Raw genomic sequence first — 16,234 nt, 5'->3', positions numbered from 1 at the left:
AAGCGTTCACCAGATACAAAAAAAGCGACGTAATCTACGTCGCTTTGGCTTATTGCTTAATGTTCATTCGCTGATCAGGCATCAGAGAACAAGACCGTTAAGCAAGCTTAAAAGTCGCCACTTTGTCACTTAAACCAGCGGCTTGGCTCTTAAGTTCGTTCGACTCAGTTAAGCTGTCCTGTGCGCCCACAACTAGGTGGTCGGTAACATCTTTAATGGTCGTCACGTTCTGGGTAATTTCACCCGTCACATGTGTTTGCTCTTCAGCAGCCGTCGCGATTTGAGTCGCCATATCGCTAATCAAAGCAACTGCCGTATTGATCTCTTCAAGCGCATGTGAAGCTCTGTCGGCATCTTCTACTGAATGTATTGCCAGTTTAGAACTGCTTTCCATCAGCTCAACGGCTTGGGTCGTTGTGCGCTGCAGGATATCGATCGTCGATTTGATCTCTTCCGTCGAAGAGTGAGTACGTTGAGAAAGCACACGAACTTCATCAGCGACTACCGCAAAACCACGGCCTTGCTCGCCCGCACGAGCTGCTTCAATCGCCGCATTCAACGCAAGTAAGTTAGTTTGCTCTGCAATACCTTGGATTGTCGCTAATACTGTCGAAATCTCTTGAGCGTGCTTGTTAAGTTCGCTAATCACATTGCCCGCTTCGTTCACTTCATTGGCCAAGTTATTAATTGAGCCTTTAGTGTCGACTACCAGAGCATGACCACTGTTGGTGCTTGCCGCTGAGTCTTGTGCAGCTTTTGCGGTTTGCTCAGCATGCGATGCAATCTCTTGAGTTGCACAAGCCATTTCCGTCACCGCTGTCGCTACCATGGTGATTTCTTGTTGCTGGTGGTTAAGTTCAACAACAGAACGATTTGCACGCTGGGCACTTTGCTCCGACTGGCTGTTTAGCTGCTCCGATTGTCCACGGATATGACCAATCAACTGCTGTAAACTACCAACAAAGGTATTGAAGTTCTGAGCAAGCTCCCCCACTTCATCCTGGTTATCAACATGAATACGTTGAGTTAAATCACCACTACCATTCGCGATTTGAGCCAATGCTTGAGATACATGATTAAGCGGACGGAATAGAATCGTACACAGTAGGTTGAACAACACAGTACATACGATGACAACCAGCAATGTCACCAACACTTGGCCAATCACAGCATCAAATAGCGGTGCGACCAAAGAGTCATGGTTAACCACGCTGATGGTGATCAGATTGGTTCCATCAATCGCACGTGCGTAAAGAACATAGTCGCTGCCGTTTAAGTCGATCGAGGTATCTTTACCGCTCACCAACGCCTTTTGTACATCTGCAAAATCAAGCCCAAGTGAGCTGATATTCTTGTTCAACAGCTTAGTGTCAGCGTGCGTGTAAACCGTGCCTTTATTGGTCGCGATGAACATGTAACCTTCACCCGGAAGAATCACTTGCTCAAGGCTGTTAAGGATGTCGGTAATTTCTACATCAGCACCCAGTACAACCTGCTGACCATGCAATTGCATTGCGGTACCCAGCGACACAACGTTCGCGCCCGTTGCCGCCGCAACCGTTGGGTTGTCCATGAAGACTTTACTTGGGTTTGCTACCGCATTGGTGTACCAACCCCATAAACGTGGGTCATCATTACCCGGCGGCAACACAACACCGTTAGCGTTCTTTTGTGAACCATCAGGAAATGCCAAGAAGACATTATCAAAAGAGGCAGAATCACGAACCTGTTTCAGGTGAGTCACCAAACTTTCTTGTTTAGACTCTTTCGACAGAGAAGTGAGCGCACGCTCTTTGGATAAGATCCAATCTGATACGTATTGGTTGTAAGAAGCCGATGCCCCTTCTAGGCGCTGTTCAACTTCAGTATCCAATCGTTGCAACGATGCACGAAATGAAAGTGCCTCGACCAAAATCCCCCCCAGGATGATGGCCATACTGGCAGAGATCGCCAGCTTATTTTTAAGTGAGAGTTTCTTTAACATAGGAAACCTATAATTTTTATATAAATAACCGTGGGTAACAGAACCGTTCCCATCGGGTAGCAATCGAATATATTTTACACATTAAAATAAATAATAAAACGGACTAACTCATTGTATTATCGTTATATGTGAACCAATAACAGATCCAGATCAATTCACAATCGAAAGAATGATATACGTTAAGTTGCGCCGTCAAAGCTACGCCTAAAATGCCGAGCCTTTTGCTTCATTTATCTCGATGTAATTAGCGTTCACATTCTCAATGCATTAATCTTGTAAGCTGTTAAGTACACAGAGTTTTCCTATGTCCCGAAGTCAACGTCTCTTCGATCTGCTCCAATTATTGCGCTGTCATAAATACCCCGTGTCTGCCGATCATCTCGCTAAAGAGCTAAACGTGAGTACTCGCACCATTTATCGAGACATCGTGACACTTCAAGCACAAGGCGCTGATATTGGTGGTGAAGCTGGAGTTGGCTATCAATTGAAACCGACCTTCACGCTACCGCCAATGATGTTTTCAATGGAAGAGTTGGAAGCGTTAAGGCTCGGTGCTGAATGGGTCGCTAAGCAAGCCAATGGGGAGTTCAGTGAATCGGCTAGAAATGCGATTGCCAAGATTTCGTCCGTGTTACCTGCTGATCATCAGGCCAAACGCAGTGAAGACATTATTCGTGTTGCTTCTATCATTGAAGTCGCAGAGTTAGCCATTGAGCTTTCAGACATCAAGTTGGCAATTAAGCAACAGAACAAAGCCGAAATCCATTACACAGACGCAAAAGATCAAGTTAGCGAAAGAATCGTTTGGCCGATGTTGATTGGTTTATTCGAACAACACTATGTGTTAGTCACTTGGTGTGAAACACGAAGTGCGTATCGTAATTTCAGACTCGATAGAATTGCCGAGTGGAAAATGCTTGAAGAAAAATACCAGCGTCCGCGTCATGAACTAATCAGAGATTGGCAGTGCATGGAAGGCATTGCAGATAAAGTGATACGCTACTGACAAAAACTGTCACTGACTCGCGCTATATTTCTCTCATCCCAAGCGAACTCGATACAATTCGAGTTAACTTAAATCGCAACGGAGTTATTGAGAAACAACATCGCAAATCAAATTGACCACCCTAGGAGCTACTATGTTTACCATTGATTCTTTTGTTCTTTATGTCGCAGACATTCATCGCAGCATGGACTTTTACGCTAGGGCATTTGATTGCGAGCCAAAGCTTCTATCACCAACCTTCGCTGCCTTAGACTTTGCAGACAACGTTAAAATCACACTTAAGCAAGCGGATGTTCTGACCCCAGCAAGCAGCATCAAGGGTGGTGGTACTGAGCTATCTATGCCTATCGCAGACAAAGAGACACTAGAAAGCCTTTATAAAGCATGGAAAAAGAAAGGCATTCAGTTTGAACAAGAGCCAGAAGAATCGGTTTACGGCATCAACTTCCTTGCTGTTGATCCAGACGGACACCGTATCCGCGTCTTCGCTTAAACGAATATGAGCAAGCTGCATTTAGTCGCTTGCTCATCTCATCTCATCTCATCTCATCTCATCTCATAAACAGCTTACTAACCGAAATCTAGTGTCAGCAACAGTCGTGTTTCTTCAGATGAGGTCACTGGCGAACGGTGAACAAGACCCGCATTTTCATTGCCACTCCAACGCTCACCTTTCAATAACGCTACGTCACAACTCGCCATTTGTTGAATATCAGATTCACATGCGTACAAGCCTGATGCAGAATCTGGTTGTCCGTTGCTTCCACGACCTAACTTCGAGCGATCGACCGAATCATTCTGTAGCCATTGAGTCGCGACACCGTGATAAGTAGTCACTAAGCGACAAGGGACTTGATCAAAATGAAAACGAGGACACATTGCCTTGTTTAAAACCGCTAAACGCAGCCCTACTTCCTCAAGTTCAAACAAACAACAGAACATATCCACCAGCTGCGCGATATTTTCTAATAGCGCTTTAGAAGCCGTTCCGTCTGTCGAGAAATCTAATTTCTCGTAGGCATTGTCGGGTGACACGCTAACAGACTTACTAAAGTTTGGATTCAACGCGATAAACTCGCCAATGTCGCCGATTAAATCAGCATCAAACTTACGCTGCCAAATCGCGATGTTGATATCACTTTGATAGATATCGGCTAATACCGTGGGCTGCTCCGAAGCACTAACGCATGGCGTGTGACTCACCTGATCTTTGATACTCACAGCCGAACTAATATTAAGTGGCTGATTATTATTGGTTGCCAAAGGCTTCGTTAACACGGCATTCATTACGTCTTCTCCTTGATACATGCTTATCGCCTCACTCTTGCTGCTACTATCATGATCTATAGTAAGAATGATTGTGATACGTTATAACATATCATTTAAGATATTTACAACTGAGCTTATGGCACTCAACTCAATAGTGATAGCATTGTGAATAATGAAATTCGTTAATAATTTCGGTTGCGTTGAACTTTACAATATATTCCAATCTTAAATTAAAATCTGTAGGGGAAGTTCTCACCATTTACATAAAGAATCTGAAAATAAAATTACTATTTCCAGACCCATTGTTAATAATCAAACATAATCAACCTTTGTAGCGCTGAAATACCAACCTAAACATAGGTTAATATTAACATCATTAAGAAACCTGTAGAATAAAAACCACCTAACACATAACCAAATACAATTTCAATATAGAATATATCAAAATGAGACTTTTCATTTTAATTAATTCAGTCAATGCTAGAAAATGTACAATTAAAGCAAATACTGAGCAATTTACACTCATAAAAAAACACCAATAAAACATTGTTTTATTGGTGTTTTTTATATCGTAGAATAATATTCAATTTTAAAAATCATATAAAAGCTACCTTAAAAAACGTCTAATGAAAACTACCGACCTTAATCTGGTTCCAATCTTTGTCGCCATATTCGAAGAAAAAAACTTATCAAAAGCCGCCAAACGTTTATCAATAACTCAGCCAGCAGTTAGTAAGGCACTATCGAGATTAAGAGAAATATACGAAGATACTCTTTTCAATCGTACTCGTTCCGGTGTGGAACCCACTAGCTATGCGTCTACGCTCTACTCTGATATGGCAGCAATAATTGACAATTTTAATGCGACCTTATCCTCGACACATAACTCGTTTTCTCCAATTAATTCAAAAAGGTCATTTTCGATCGCTTGTATACATACAGTAGATTTTTTCCTTCTTCCTGAGTTATTTACTAGGATTCAACAACTAGCACCGGGCATTACTCTCACTATTCACCCTTTGACCTCTTCGGATTACGAAAACGACCTTAGCTTAGGTAACTACGACTTGATTATTGGGTTACGCCCGATAGGAAACACGATGTTAAAACACAAAGTCATTATGAGTGATAAGCTCAAAGCTTGTTGCAGAGTCGATCATCCTAGAATCGATGGATTTAATACCAACATGCAACAATTCTATACTGAACATCATGTTTCTATCACTCATGAGATAAACAGAGAAAATGTAATGTTGAATTCTGATATCGAAGCGCTCAATGCTCGTAAAATAGTTTATAAAGCATCTAGCTTCTTTGAGACACTTTCCTTAGTTGAGAAAACAGACTGCATCGCTCTTTTACCGTCATTTATGGAAAGTACTTGTAAGGACAAGTTTTCTATAAAAACATTCGACCTACCTTTTAACCTCAGCGATATAAATATGTCTTTGTATTGGCACCCACGTAAAAATGTAGACTCAGCTCATCAGTGGCTTAGAAATCAAATATATGCAACAGCTAAAAATTATAATTAGTGCATAGTTAATTTATATTTCATTATTTAATGCTCGTTTATCCATGAAGAATCATTAATTATTTAACATATAACCAATTTTCATATTTAAATTCATCATAATCCTCGCGTTTTATAGAAGTAACCTCAAAAAATCACAAGGCATTATAATGAGAAAAATGAACATTGGCTCACTTAAGATGTGCGCTTTGTCAGCAGCAATTTTGGTTGGCATCACTGGATGTAATGATGATGACGATAGCACAAGCTCTGCACCGATTGACTTCACCAGTCCTATTACGACAACACAAGGCACCTTTGTTGACGCAGCTGTTGATGGTCTTTATTACACAGATCAACTCGTAAACAGCGGATTTACCGATAACGGTGGTCAATACAGCGCGATATCAAACACTACGCTGACCTTTTACTTGGGTGGTGAAGATGGGCTCAAAGTCGGTGCTGCATCTAACCGTGATGTTTTAAGCCCATTTGAAGCAACAGGTACTTACGAAAGAGCAGTAAACCTCGCTATTCTTCTTCAATCGGTCAATGTTGGCGACCAAGACTCAAATATCGTGTTACCCGAAACGCTCTCGACGAACATCGGTGAAGCAACCATCAGTGCATTGCATAAAATCAACCTAGACGACCAAGACACGGTTATCACTTTCCTTGAAGATCATATGGGGATGAATGAAGCTGACATTGTAAGCGAAGATGACGCAGTTGCTCACATGAACAGTTCGTTAAAGGAATATAATGACCGCGGTGAAGATTCGTCTGTTCCAATGTTTCAGCGTGGTAGCGGTAACATCATTCGTGAAGTGAGTATCAATCAATATCAGTTGCATGAGTTGAATGATCATGACCCTCTTACAAATCAAAAGCAGTTTTATGTTCACGCTGACAAAACCATCGACGAAGAGACGTTTGATTTAGTTCGTAGTTCTGCACGCTGGGATTACAAACTCTCTGGCGACGCTATCGTTTTCCTTGAAGGTAACAACGACTCGGGGTTTGGCTCTAGTTGGGCCGCACAATATTTATCCTGCGTTGAAGCGACTGGCGACTCAACTAAATTCGTTGTTATCGGGAACAGTCAAACAGAATGTAACGGCCAACCAGCTACAACAGATGAGCAATTCGATCTAACTGGTACCCCATTCTTATATAAATTTAACAACCCCAACAAAAATGAACCAGAAGAACATTTCGGCTATGACGAGGAAGAGCTAGAAAGCCTAATGCCATATCTACTCGCGACATCGCAATCGGAACTAAACACTATGGTTGAGAGTGAGTTATATGATGACTCCAAGTATAAAGATGGAACGGGCTGGCAATACAACATCTACTCCCAATCATATGATGCAACGACCGAGGTTTTAACCATTCTAGATAAGAAGTTCAACCTAGGTTCGGAGCAAGATAAATCGGCCCCTTCAGATAGCTCCAAGGGTGGTGTTAGCGAATCTATTCGTTTCGTTTACGAGATTGAAGATCAAGATACTGACCGCTACGTCGACTTTGTTGGTACGTGGGAGCACTTAGAAACATGCGAAAACGGCGTACAAGCACGTTCTGAGTATGTATTTGGTGAAAAGGACATCAATGTATCTGGCCAAGAGTGTACAGGTTCCACGCCAGTAGAGTTGGATGATGAGGGGCCTTATTCTTATGCTGACTTTTCTAACCTAGACTATTGGTGGTTTAACCAAACAGGGCGTACTTCAAAAGCGACGCTTAGTGAGCTGAATACTACTGTTCGCTTCTGTGACTCCAATAACTACGTGATGGGAACAGAATGCCCTCAAGGTAAAGAGTACTTTGTTAAATGGTCATACATGCCAGCAGGCAAAGACTGGGATCAAGGTGTTTTAACTCGTCGTAAAATGCTACCAACTGGCGAGTCAAAGAACGTATCTACATACCAAAAAATAAACTAACCTAATACTTGTGGGGCCGTATAGGCCTCACAATCACAACTCTTGATTGCTGCCTTAGTTTCTCATTCGACTAACTGTTCCCTTTGTAAAATCAAATACTCTGCTTCTTGCGCTTGCTTCCAACAATTGACCGTTACCTATTGAGTTGCGGTAAATATTAAAATACTGACCTAAGCTTCTATCTACACTTACCAAAGAAACTCATCTATATGGTGACCACTTATGAAGAAGCTAATACCTGCACTCGGTCTCTTTTGTACCCTCCTTTCTGCACCCTCTTTTTCAGAAACGGGCTACACGTTGGATCCAAAGTTATCGAACGTGACGTTCGCAACCATTAAGAAGCAGTTTGTTGTAGAACCCGCATCCATAAAGCCTTTATCCGGAGGGCTGACAGAAGGTGGCCAGTTTTCTATTTTGTTAGATTTGAAAAGCCTGAGTACCGGAGTATCGATTCGCGATCAAAGGCTCAATGAGCTCTACTTCGAATCCATGACTTTCCCTGAAGTGAAGATCTCCGGAAAGGTTGACCCTGCAATGCTATCTGGCGACCCGAAAAACACCACCATCGCTGCCGAAGTTACCTTGCATGGTGTGACCAAAACCATCGACTTCCCGGTTATGATTGTTCCTTCTGAAGGTTTTGTGATGGTCAATTCAACATCAACGATCATCGTCAATGGCGCTGATTTTGGGATATCGACAGAAAACCTCAACACGCTTTCTGCAACCGTTGGCGGGCTAGCGATTTCTGACAAGGTTCCATTAAGTTTCAATCTCATGTTCGACCAATAATCAACCTCTCCTTCCCTACTCTTCTCTCAGACACCGAGCCATTTAGCTTAGTGCCTGAGAGAGTATTGACTTGCTATTGCGAAATCAGCTCGATCACTCAATCAAATTCAAATGATTCGGAACGCTCGACAAAATAAGACATACTAGAGCCATCCATAACGCACATCCGAACTCTTATCTATGCAATCCAGTAACCTCAGCGAACCATTTACTCTTCCTAATGGTCAAGTCATCAAAAACCGCTTGTTTAAATCAGCAATGAGCGAACAACTTGGCGATAAACAACATAACCCTAAAGCGGGGCTAGCGATCTTGTACCAACGTTGGGCAAAAGGTGGGATTGGTTTGTCTATGACTGGAAACGTGATGGTTGATAGGAATGCACTGGGTGAACCAAAGAACGTAGTTTTAGATGAACACAGTGACCTATCTCAGTTTCAAGCTTGGGCAAGTGCTGGTAAGCAAAATGGCTCACAGATTTGGATGCAGTTAAACCACCCAGGGAAACAGATCCCAAAATTCCTGTGTGATAAACCCGTCGCCCCTTCTGCTATCGCGTTAGAGCGCGGATTAGAGAAAGGCTTCAATATCCCGCGAGCACTGACTGATTCGGAAATCCATGAAGTGATTGGTAAGTTTGCCTTAAGCGCTAAACTTGCAAAACAAGCTGGCTTTACTGGAGTACAAATTCACGGTGCTCATGGCTACCTTGTCAGCCAATTTTTATCTTCAAGACACAACCAACGAGATGATAGATGGGGCGGTTCATTAGATAACCGACTTCGCTTTGTTCTCGAACTGTATCGCGCCATTCGTGCAGAAGTTGGTGAAGGTTTTCCTGTCGGGATCAAACTCAACAGCGCTGACTTCATGAAAGGTGGCTTCACCGAAGAAGAATCAATGCACGTCGTTCAAGCGCTTAGCCGTGAAGGCATCGACCTGATTGAAATCTCAGGTGGTACCTATGAGAGTCCATCGATGATGGGTTCTAAGAGCAAGAACGAACCCGTTAGAGCCAGCACAGCGAAACGTGAAGCGTATTTCTTGGATTACATGGTCAAGGCAAGAAAACTGGTTAGCACTCCTTTGGTGGTAACTGGTGGCTTTAGAACCGCACCGGCAATGAACGAAGCGTTGCAAACATCCGCAACCGACTTTATTGGTATTGCCCGCACCATGGCGGTAGATCCTGATTTTCCAAACAAACTCATAGAAAACCCAAGCCATGGAATGCCGTTAGATGTGCCAACCACAGGAAAACCGGCACTGGATAAAGTAGCCATGGTTGGACTAGTTTGGTACGAACATCAAATGTGGCGAATTGCCGCAGGTAAAAATGCAGATCCGAAACTGAGTGCTCTTGGCGTAGTAATTAAAACGATTTTGAGTGCAGGTTGGCACGCCTTCAAAAAACGTAGGGCATAACACTTTATTCAGGCAAATAGGGAACCTGACATTCAAAAATATGCCGTTGGTGTCACATGTCGTTACATAGCATGGGCCCTTAAGGCTTTACATCTTGGGCGAGGTAAACAACAATCCCTGAGAATAAATCCATAAGATAATGTATTTAGAAATTATGAGTAATACAGAAAACAAAAAATCGAGCCCTCTTTTCGAAGTCGTCTTTAACGTCTTCCTTCCTTCATTCATCCTGATGAAGTTCAGTGGAGAAGAGCATCTCGGAACTGGCTTAGCTCTGCTTGTCGCACTCGCCTTCCCTATCGCTTACGGTGGTATGGAGCTCATCCGCAACAAGAAATTTAACTTCATCGCCGCGCTTGGCTTTGTCAGCGTACTTTTAACGGGCGGCATTGGTTTCTTCGAATTAGACACGCGTTGGTTAGCATTAAAAGAAGCACTAATCCCTGGCTTAATCGGCTTGGCGGTACTTGGTTCTACCTTTACTCGCTACCCATTTATCCAAAAAGTGATCTTCACGCCTGCACTGTTAAACATCTCTCTGATTGAAGAGCGTTTAAGACAGTTTGGTAATCAAGCTAAGTTTGACCGTTGCCTAATGACATCAAACTACATGTTCGCTAGCACATTCGCTTTCTCATCTGCGATGAACTACTTCCTAGCGACTTGGATTGTAACCAGCCCTGCCGGCACTGCAGCTTTCAATGAAGAGCTTGGTAAACTGACACTTTACAGCTACCCAGCGATCGCGATCCCTAGCCTGCTTATGATGCTCGGTATTTTCTACTACATCTGGCGTCAGGTTCGTAACATGACATCGCTAGAAACAGAGCAGATATTTATCACTAAGTAACTGTCACTGATTTCGCGCAGAAACGCATACCAAAAGCCCAGCACACAAGCTGGGCTTTTTTGTTTTTGTACTCGCACCAAGGCGCCTGTTAGGCATTACCTTTGATTGATCAAATGAATCACATCTAAAATTCGAGGTCACTTTTCTCAAGTTTGCGTGAGTAACTGACTTTAAATCCATAATAATCAATGAATTCCATTGATTGAACCGACAGATGCTTTTATAGTCGATTTTGTTGGTTACTTTACAAAGCCCTACCCAATCACTGACATTATTTCAGTTGCGATTGATAAGATCACCTCAGCTAGGTGCTAAAGGTAGACGCCAGCCGTACTCAATAAGGAATATAGATTATGAACAAATCTCAATTAGTTGAACACATCGCGACTTCTGCAGACATCTCAAAAGACCAAGCAGGCTCAGCGTTAAATGCTCTCGTTGAAGGTATTTCTACAACGCTTGCGAACGGTGATGATGTGTCCATCCTTGGATTTGGCAGTTTTAAAGTGAACACTCGTGCTGCACGCACAGGTCGTAACCCACGAACTGGAGAAGAAATTCAAATTTCAGCATCAAAGACGCCAACATTTAAAGCAGGTAAAGCTTTAAAAGAGGCATGCAACCTTTAACACAGCAATACAACAAGGAAAGTTACGATGACTACGCCAAAGGAAAAAGCGAAAACCAGTCGCAGTAAGAAAGCAGGCAAGTCAACGAAAGCACAAGCCGAAGGTCCGAAGGCTCGTCAACGCATTGAAGAGCTTCTCGAAGAACGCGAATTGGCGAAACTGTTAGAACTATAGTTTATATAAGAACTAAAGTTTAGGCTTGAGCAAAGCGATAATTTGTTAGCGATCAAATGCCACTGCAGCCCTGCAGTGGCATTGTTTATTTAGAATTAACCTACTCCTTCCCCTATTATTCCTATCAATCCGATGTGATTATTAACAGAAGATTGAATAAGTTCTGAGCACAAAGTAACTGACTCAATTACATTGCTATACATACCCATACATACCCAAAAGACACTTTTCATTATCATCATTTCCCTTGTTGTTTATGAGAAGAAAGGAAGCTGTTCGCAGCACAGATGTGTTTGTGTGGTGCTTCTTTGTTGAGGTGATTATGAATGTAGTTCGCATGGGAATTGACGCTAATGTCCATAAGAATAAGGGAAAGTACAAAGCGATAATTAAGTTCGCTGCTCGTGCTCTGCTTTATTATTCAGATACTAAAAAAATGAATGAGAACTTCAGCTCAGCAGAGAGAAAGCTCTTATTCAAAAAGCAGCCAAATTTCCTATCTAAGTTTGTCACCCCTTACTTGTGTACTGACTTCAGTAAAAAAGAAAAAATCGACATACTATCAATGCACTATGATTGGTTCGAAGACAAGTTCACAACAGAAGCTCGCCATAAAATATATAACGAAAGGCTTAATCTTCTAGAGCTAGAAATCGGCGAGCAAACCTACTTGCTAAACCTGAGCTTTGAAAGAAATTCGAGAAAAGAAGGTGAGCTCACTCTCTCCCTTACTGATTCCATGTTGAACAAAATGTACACCATATCATTCTCTGTTTTTAACAATGATATCTACATTGGTGGCGTTCAAGGCGGAGCAAATGACAACGGTTTTAGCCGCGCATTCACCAAGGCATTTTATGGTTTAAGACCCAAATCCTTCATGGTCGAAACCCTTCGATTAATGGCGACCAGTTTAGGTGTGAATCACATCTATGCAGTCAACGAAACGGGACATGTATACAACGCTTCGCGCTATGGGAAAAAAGGCAAAGAGATAAGTCTTAAATACAATAGCTTATGGGAAGAACACGAAGGTCAGCAACATAACAAATGTTTTTATGCTCTGCCCATCCAGTCAACAAGAAAGGACCTTGAGGCACTTAAACGTCAGAAACGAAAGCTATATCGTGAGCGCTATGCTTGGTTAGATCTATATGAACAAGACCTACATAACGTAATCAGCCAGCACACCAACGGTGCTGAAATACCACCAATTGAACTAGCAAAAGCTAGCTGATTTAATAAAACAGAACCGAGGCCTCAGCAATTGCGGGGCCTTTGATTCCAGACTCGAGTTACCACTACAGAACAATCCACTTCCAAAAACGAAATTTTAGCTTACTGGCTTTAGACCGATATCGCGTTGACGGTGACGTTTGAGAAGCGCATGCTTTTATTTCCAAGCAGAACCGCTCTTGGTCGTCTTAATAACCTAACTCGACGATAACTTGTTCTGTGTAACCCAACTCATTGAAAGGCTGGTCACATGAATAAAGTTATTATGTTAGTTATGGGGCTGCTTTTTACCAGCCGATTGTTCGCCAGTATCGCCCCTCATGTTAAGCAGTTAGAGCATGACGCGCCTATCCTACTTCGCTCAGCGTTGATCGTTTTTGTTGCCGCTTATGTCGTTTGGACCGGTGTTAAACATTTCAAAAAGCGTAAAGTTTCAGCGTTGGAATCAGAGCAGACTGATAGCTAATACCTTACGCTTTGTGTCGCTGTCTCTGTTAATTATCCGCAAAATATTCGACTAAGATTTTACGCCACTTCCTAGACTCCCGAATTTGCAGCAGTGCGCGGTTTATCTCTTCTTCGTACGGGTTATTTTCCGTGATGATGAAACCATAGTTTTGTTTCTCTAACTGATATGGCAACACCTCTAAGTCTTCAAATTGGCCGCTCATTCTGCCATTACCAATCATATATTTGAGCACCACATCATCGGCTACAATGGCGTCTACCTCCCCTTCCTCTAGAGCAACCAAAAGCCTTGGCATATCGATATAGTTCTCGTGTCGGATACCAAAGCTAGTCAATAACAGAGAGGACGTAGTCGCGACCTTGGCACCTACTTTGACATTCGCTAGATCATTAACACCTTTGATCTGTGAAGATCCTTGGCTAAGCGTGAGTTTACTCGCCAACACAGCGGTAATACTGGCGATAAAAAGCATGCTGAAAACACCGATGAACACCGTCGCGATTCGCCCTGTTAAGCTCTTAAATTCAAAGTAATTGAATGGACCGCGAGTAATAAAAAGCAAACCTAAGATAAAGCTTTCTAGCCAACGCCCCGTGCGGCTTTTCATAGAATAAAGCTTTTCGTTTTCTCCATGTTCCAATGCATAGAAGAATGCGCCAATAGCTCCGGCGACAAAGATGATCACTCCGATAATGAGCCATAACGCAGGGTTCAAGAATATCGAATATAACGTCTCTAGGTAGCCTTTCTTCTTCACTGCGATAGCAAGGTGGGTTTCGTAGAATGAGTGTGAGAAATCGGCGAACAGTTCACGTTCTGGCGTGATTGAGATGCAAGAGACACCAATATCGATTTGCCCCGCTTCAATGGAGCTGAGTAAGTCATCGAGAGGGTGATTTTCTACCGTGAACTCAACGCCCATGTTTTGGGCGATCTTCTCCCACAGTTCAATGCTGAGTCCATCCCACTCATTATCCATAGAGCCAATAACAAAAGGAGGACAAGGGTAAACGCCAACTTTAAGCGGAGCAGATGAAGCAAAAGTGCTGAAAAATGGAAAAAGTAAAACGATTGAAAGAGCACAGTATCGAGGTATCGATTTGAAGAATTTTTGCATCAGCAGCCCTCCAGAAAAAGGCAGCGATGAATTGAATCGAGTGAAAAGGCTCGCCTAACAAACACACCTTAGCGTCCTCAAAAATGAAAAGAGTTTATGATAAATTCAATGCTGCCCTAGCTTTAATAGTTGTTACTTTAACTATAGAGAACCCTAATTATTCTGCAAAATATTGGACTGTAAACCTAAGACATAAACTGGCTTTGTGCTGACGAACACAAGGTTCCGTCCTGAGTGATTTTGCTCTCTAAGAAGTGAATGTTGCGTCTGCTTTTGACCCATTGAGCGCGAACTTCTAGCTCTTGACCAATGAAGATTGGATGATGAAAGCGAGACGTTAAACTCACCGTCATCGCATTGATACTGTTTTGAAACAAACAATGCAGCATCGCGCTGTCGTGTAATGTGGTAACAATACCGCCCTGCATGATGCCATCGTAGCCCTCGACTTTATCTGTTGGTACAATCTTAGCGAAAGCTTCATATTTAGAGGAAGCTTCATGTACGCCAACGGCTTCAAAACAAATGGGGCCGTCTGCGAAAAAACCTTGGCTGCAGACTTGGCAACGGCGATGATTGTGAGGAATGAAAACCTTCATACTTTTCCTTATTCCTTTTTACCCTTAGATTCTTAGAGATTGATATGGCTCGACCAAAAAAACATCGCCAATTATGTACCCGTGCGGCTTACTCTTGTTTCAAGCCCAATGGTGTTCCTATGGATGAGCTTCATAAGGAAGAACTGCTGTTAGAAGAATTGGAAGCCTTGCGTTTGGCGGATCAAGAAGGTCTGAGCCAACTTGAAGCCGCCGAGCAAATGCAGGTGTCGCGCCAAACGTTCGGCAACATCATTAAACGCGCACGAACCAAAGTTGCTAAGTGCATCGTCAACGGCCATGCATTAGTAATTCAAGGCTCATAGTCCGAAGCTTCCACGTTGCTTGTCGAGAGGCTATCAAAGAACATTAATGTGATGGCTCAGTAATCTGATACAGCTTTCGGCTTTGCCCCTCGCACACATCCTTGCAATTGCATTCGCGCTCAATGTCTAACTGAGCGAGCCCTCCACAACTGCCTTTGATTGGTTTGTGTGAAAAAATTACACCTATCGCCATCAGAAAAACGATTCCAACAAAACCCAGTAGCGTGAGTAAGAAAGTCATTTACGGACACCTCGAATAGTATTGAACTGGTTCGACTGTGGCGTAAGAATCGACGGTTCGTTTTTGTGTCCTTTCTCGCCGCACGTTCTATTGCTACACCCGCTATTTCGCGACTCGCGACCATAATCGAGATCAGTGACTTCTTGCAGATTGTTGAAGTCCAAAGTAGCCACTTCCGCCTTCCCTTTAGACGCAAAAACACGAATATCGTTGTTGAACAAGTGCGCCAACATCTTCTTGCCAATGTGTCGAACTACCACAGCCTTAACATCGTAAGATTTAACGACAGACATCCATTGTTTCTTCTTATTGCACGGGCTATCTGACTCAATCAAAGGGATAAGATGCTTGATTTGTTGTCGCTCATCGACAATAGCTATCTGAGGAGAACGAGCAAAATGGTTGCCGACATGAAGGTCGCGGCAAGGTACTGCGTATAACATGGTAACTTCCTGTTATTGATGGTCAGGAGTTCAGAATACGCCTAGTTATTAGCATATGCCAATAACTATCGTGTGAAAAATTAGATTTACTGTTTGTAGAGATCTTAATAGCAAGTATGCAAAATCCGATTAAACAATAGGTTTCAATTGAATGCAGCGGTTAAACTCTGCACAATCATTCAGTATAGAGATCTGGCACGCACAATAAGGAA

General features: G+C 42.7%; 18 protein-coding genes. 12 read left to right on the top strand and 6 right to left on the bottom strand.

Annotated elements, in window-relative coordinates:
• Positions 1 to 97: 97 nt before the first annotated feature.
• Positions 98 to 1,984 carry a methyl-accepting chemotaxis protein gene (locus OCV12_RS06800; protein ID WP_261885712.1) on the bottom strand — a complete coding sequence of 629 codons (1,887 nt, stop codon included), beginning with the start codon at positions 1,982 to 1,984 and terminating at the stop codon, positions 98 to 100.
• 304 nt (positions 1,985 to 2,288) lie between these two features.
• Here OCV12_RS06800 and OCV12_RS06795 point away from each other — a divergent pair, with 304 nt between their 5' ends.
• Positions 2,289 to 2,990: a helix-turn-helix transcriptional regulator gene (locus OCV12_RS06795; RefSeq protein WP_261885711.1), complete on the top strand. Its 702-nt coding sequence runs from the start codon at positions 2,289 to 2,291 to the stop codon at positions 2,988 to 2,990.
• Positions 2,991 to 3,123: 133 nt separating this feature from the next.
• Positions 3,124 to 3,483: a VOC family protein gene (locus tag OCV12_RS06790; protein WP_261885710.1), complete on the top strand. Its 360-nt coding sequence runs from the start codon at positions 3,124 to 3,126 to the stop codon at positions 3,481 to 3,483.
• Positions 3,484 to 3,560: 77 nt separating this feature from the next.
• Here OCV12_RS06790 and OCV12_RS06785 read toward each other — a convergent pair whose 3' ends face one another.
• A complete protein-coding gene (locus tag OCV12_RS06785) occupies positions 3,561 to 4,277 on the bottom strand; it encodes a DUF1826 domain-containing protein (RefSeq protein WP_261885935.1) in 717 nt (238 codons plus the stop codon).
• 608 nt (positions 4,278 to 4,885) lie between these two features.
• Here OCV12_RS06785 and OCV12_RS06780 point away from each other — a divergent pair.
• The 9 genes from OCV12_RS06780 to OCV12_RS06740 all read left to right on the top strand — a co-directional run bounded on the left by OCV12_RS06780 (position 4,886) and on the right by OCV12_RS06740 (position 13,296).
• A complete protein-coding gene (locus OCV12_RS06780) occupies positions 4,886 to 5,794 on the top strand; it encodes a LysR family transcriptional regulator (protein WP_261885709.1) in 909 nt (302 codons plus the stop codon).
• Positions 5,795 to 5,942: 148 nt separating this feature from the next.
• Positions 5,943 to 7,721, top strand: a complete 1,779-nt coding sequence (locus tag OCV12_RS06775; protein WP_261885708.1) for a hypothetical protein — start codon at positions 5,943 to 5,945, stop codon at positions 7,719 to 7,721.
• Between the two features lie 222 nt (positions 7,722 to 7,943).
• On the top strand, positions 7,944 to 8,516 hold the full coding sequence (locus tag OCV12_RS06770) for a YceI family protein (RefSeq protein ID WP_261885707.1): 573 nt from the start codon (positions 7,944 to 7,946) through the stop codon (positions 8,514 to 8,516).
• Between the two features lie 180 nt (positions 8,517 to 8,696).
• Positions 8,697 to 9,941 carry an NADH:flavin oxidoreductase/NADH oxidase family protein gene (locus OCV12_RS06765; protein ID WP_261885706.1) on the top strand — a complete coding sequence of 415 codons (1,245 nt, stop codon included), beginning with the start codon at positions 8,697 to 8,699 and terminating at the stop codon, positions 9,939 to 9,941.
• 154 nt (positions 9,942 to 10,095) lie between these two features.
• Positions 10,096 to 10,791: a VC0807 family protein gene (locus OCV12_RS06760; protein WP_261885705.1), complete on the top strand. Its 696-nt coding sequence runs from the start codon at positions 10,096 to 10,098 to the stop codon at positions 10,789 to 10,791.
• A gap of 353 nt (positions 10,792 to 11,144) precedes the next feature.
• A complete protein-coding gene (locus OCV12_RS06755) occupies positions 11,145 to 11,420 on the top strand; it encodes an HU family DNA-binding protein (RefSeq protein ID WP_261885704.1) in 276 nt (91 codons plus the stop codon).
• A gap of 27 nt (positions 11,421 to 11,447) precedes the next feature.
• Complete coding sequence (locus OCV12_RS06750) at positions 11,448 to 11,594, top strand: hypothetical protein (RefSeq protein ID WP_017632874.1); 147 nt, start codon at positions 11,448 to 11,450, stop codon at positions 11,592 to 11,594.
• Between the two features lie 322 nt (positions 11,595 to 11,916).
• Positions 11,917 to 12,831 (top strand): VirK/YbjX family protein, encoded by a 915-nt coding sequence (locus tag OCV12_RS06745; protein WP_261885934.1) that lies wholly within the window; start codon positions 11,917 to 11,919, stop codon positions 12,829 to 12,831.
• Between the two features lie 249 nt (positions 12,832 to 13,080).
• Entirely contained in the window at positions 13,081 to 13,296 is a 216-nt protein-coding gene (locus OCV12_RS06740; protein ID WP_239829468.1) for a hypothetical protein, read from the top strand.
• Positions 13,297 to 13,324: 28 nt separating this feature from the next.
• On the opposite strand, the gene OCV12_RS06735 is transcribed toward OCV12_RS06740, so the two are convergent.
• Both OCV12_RS06735 and OCV12_RS06730 read right to left on the bottom strand, forming a co-directional pair.
• Positions 13,325 to 14,416 carry a transporter substrate-binding domain-containing protein gene (locus OCV12_RS06735; protein WP_261885703.1) on the bottom strand — a complete coding sequence of 364 codons (1,092 nt, stop codon included), beginning with the start codon at positions 14,414 to 14,416 and terminating at the stop codon, positions 13,325 to 13,327.
• Positions 14,417 to 14,601: 185 nt separating this feature from the next.
• Positions 14,602 to 15,015: a PaaI family thioesterase gene (locus OCV12_RS06730; protein ID WP_261885702.1), complete on the bottom strand. Its 414-nt coding sequence runs from the start codon at positions 15,013 to 15,015 to the stop codon at positions 14,602 to 14,604.
• A gap of 44 nt (positions 15,016 to 15,059) precedes the next feature.
• On the opposite strand from OCV12_RS06730, the gene OCV12_RS06725 reads away from it, so the two are divergent.
• A complete protein-coding gene (locus OCV12_RS06725) occupies positions 15,060 to 15,338 on the top strand; it encodes a DUF134 domain-containing protein (protein WP_017096978.1) in 279 nt (92 codons plus the stop codon).
• Positions 15,339 to 15,381: 43 nt separating this feature from the next.
• Here the strand turns inward: OCV12_RS06725 and nqrM are convergent, their stop codons facing one another.
• Both nqrM and OCV12_RS06715 read right to left on the bottom strand, forming a co-directional pair.
• On the bottom strand, positions 15,382 to 15,579 hold the full coding sequence (nqrM, locus tag OCV12_RS06720) for a (Na+)-NQR maturation NqrM (RefSeq protein ID WP_261885701.1): 198 nt from the start codon (positions 15,577 to 15,579) through the stop codon (positions 15,382 to 15,384).
• Positions 15,576 to 16,022: a NifB/NifX family molybdenum-iron cluster-binding protein gene (locus OCV12_RS06715; RefSeq protein ID WP_261885700.1), complete on the bottom strand. Its 447-nt coding sequence runs from the start codon at positions 16,020 to 16,022 to the stop codon at positions 15,576 to 15,578. Before OCV12_RS06715 ends, nqrM begins: the two co-directional genes overlap by 4 nt.
• Between the last annotated feature and the right edge of the window lie 212 nt (positions 16,023 to 16,234).

The sequence above is a fragment of the Vibrio pomeroyi genome, assembly GCF_024347595.1.
GTDB lineage: Bacteria > Pseudomonadota > Gammaproteobacteria > Enterobacterales > Vibrionaceae > Vibrio > Vibrio pomeroyi.
This window is presented reverse-complemented; position numbering and strand designations above follow the sequence as displayed.

Coding starts and splice junctions, on each gene's coding strand:
- OCV12_RS06775 (WP_261885708.1), top strand. CDS start 5,943: ATGAGAAAAATGAACATTGGCTCACTTAAGATGTGCGCTTTGTCAGCA.
- OCV12_RS06770 (WP_261885707.1), top strand. CDS start 7,944: ATGAAGAAGCTAATACCTGCACTCGGTCTCTTTTGTACCCTCCTTTCT.
- OCV12_RS06800 (WP_261885712.1), bottom strand. CDS start 1,984: ATGTTAAAGAAACTCTCACTTAAAAATAAGCTGGCGATCTCTGCCAGT.
- OCV12_RS06780 (WP_261885709.1), top strand. CDS start 4,886: ATGAAAACTACCGACCTTAATCTGGTTCCAATCTTTGTCGCCATATTC.
- OCV12_RS06750 (WP_017632874.1), top strand. CDS start 11,448: ATGACTACGCCAAAGGAAAAAGCGAAAACCAGTCGCAGTAAGAAAGCA.
- OCV12_RS06755 (WP_261885704.1), top strand. CDS start 11,145: ATGAACAAATCTCAATTAGTTGAACACATCGCGACTTCTGCAGACATC.
- OCV12_RS06795 (WP_261885711.1), top strand. CDS start 2,289: ATGTCCCGAAGTCAACGTCTCTTCGATCTGCTCCAATTATTGCGCTGT.
- OCV12_RS06740 (WP_239829468.1), top strand. CDS start 13,081: ATGAATAAAGTTATTATGTTAGTTATGGGGCTGCTTTTTACCAGCCGA.
- OCV12_RS06725 (WP_017096978.1), top strand. CDS start 15,060: ATGGCTCGACCAAAAAAACATCGCCAATTATGTACCCGTGCGGCTTAC.
- OCV12_RS06715 (WP_261885700.1), bottom strand. CDS start 16,022: ATGTTATACGCAGTACCTTGCCGCGACCTTCATGTCGGCAACCATTTT.
- OCV12_RS06785 (WP_261885935.1), bottom strand. CDS start 4,277: ATGAATGCCGTGTTAACGAAGCCTTTGGCAACCAATAATAATCAGCCA.
- nqrM (WP_261885701.1), bottom strand. CDS start 15,579: ATGACTTTCTTACTCACGCTACTGGGTTTTGTTGGAATCGTTTTTCTG.
- OCV12_RS06730 (WP_261885702.1), bottom strand. CDS start 15,015: ATGAAGGTTTTCATTCCTCACAATCATCGCCGTTGCCAAGTCTGCAGC.
- OCV12_RS06790 (WP_261885710.1), top strand. CDS start 3,124: ATGTTTACCATTGATTCTTTTGTTCTTTATGTCGCAGACATTCATCGC.
- OCV12_RS06765 (WP_261885706.1), top strand. CDS start 8,697: ATGCAATCCAGTAACCTCAGCGAACCATTTACTCTTCCTAATGGTCAA.
- OCV12_RS06745 (WP_261885934.1), top strand. CDS start 11,917: ATGAATGTAGTTCGCATGGGAATTGACGCTAATGTCCATAAGAATAAG.
- OCV12_RS06735 (WP_261885703.1), bottom strand. CDS start 14,416: ATGCAAAAATTCTTCAAATCGATACCTCGATACTGTGCTCTTTCAATC.
- OCV12_RS06760 (WP_261885705.1), top strand. CDS start 10,096: ATGAGTAATACAGAAAACAAAAAATCGAGCCCTCTTTTCGAAGTCGTC.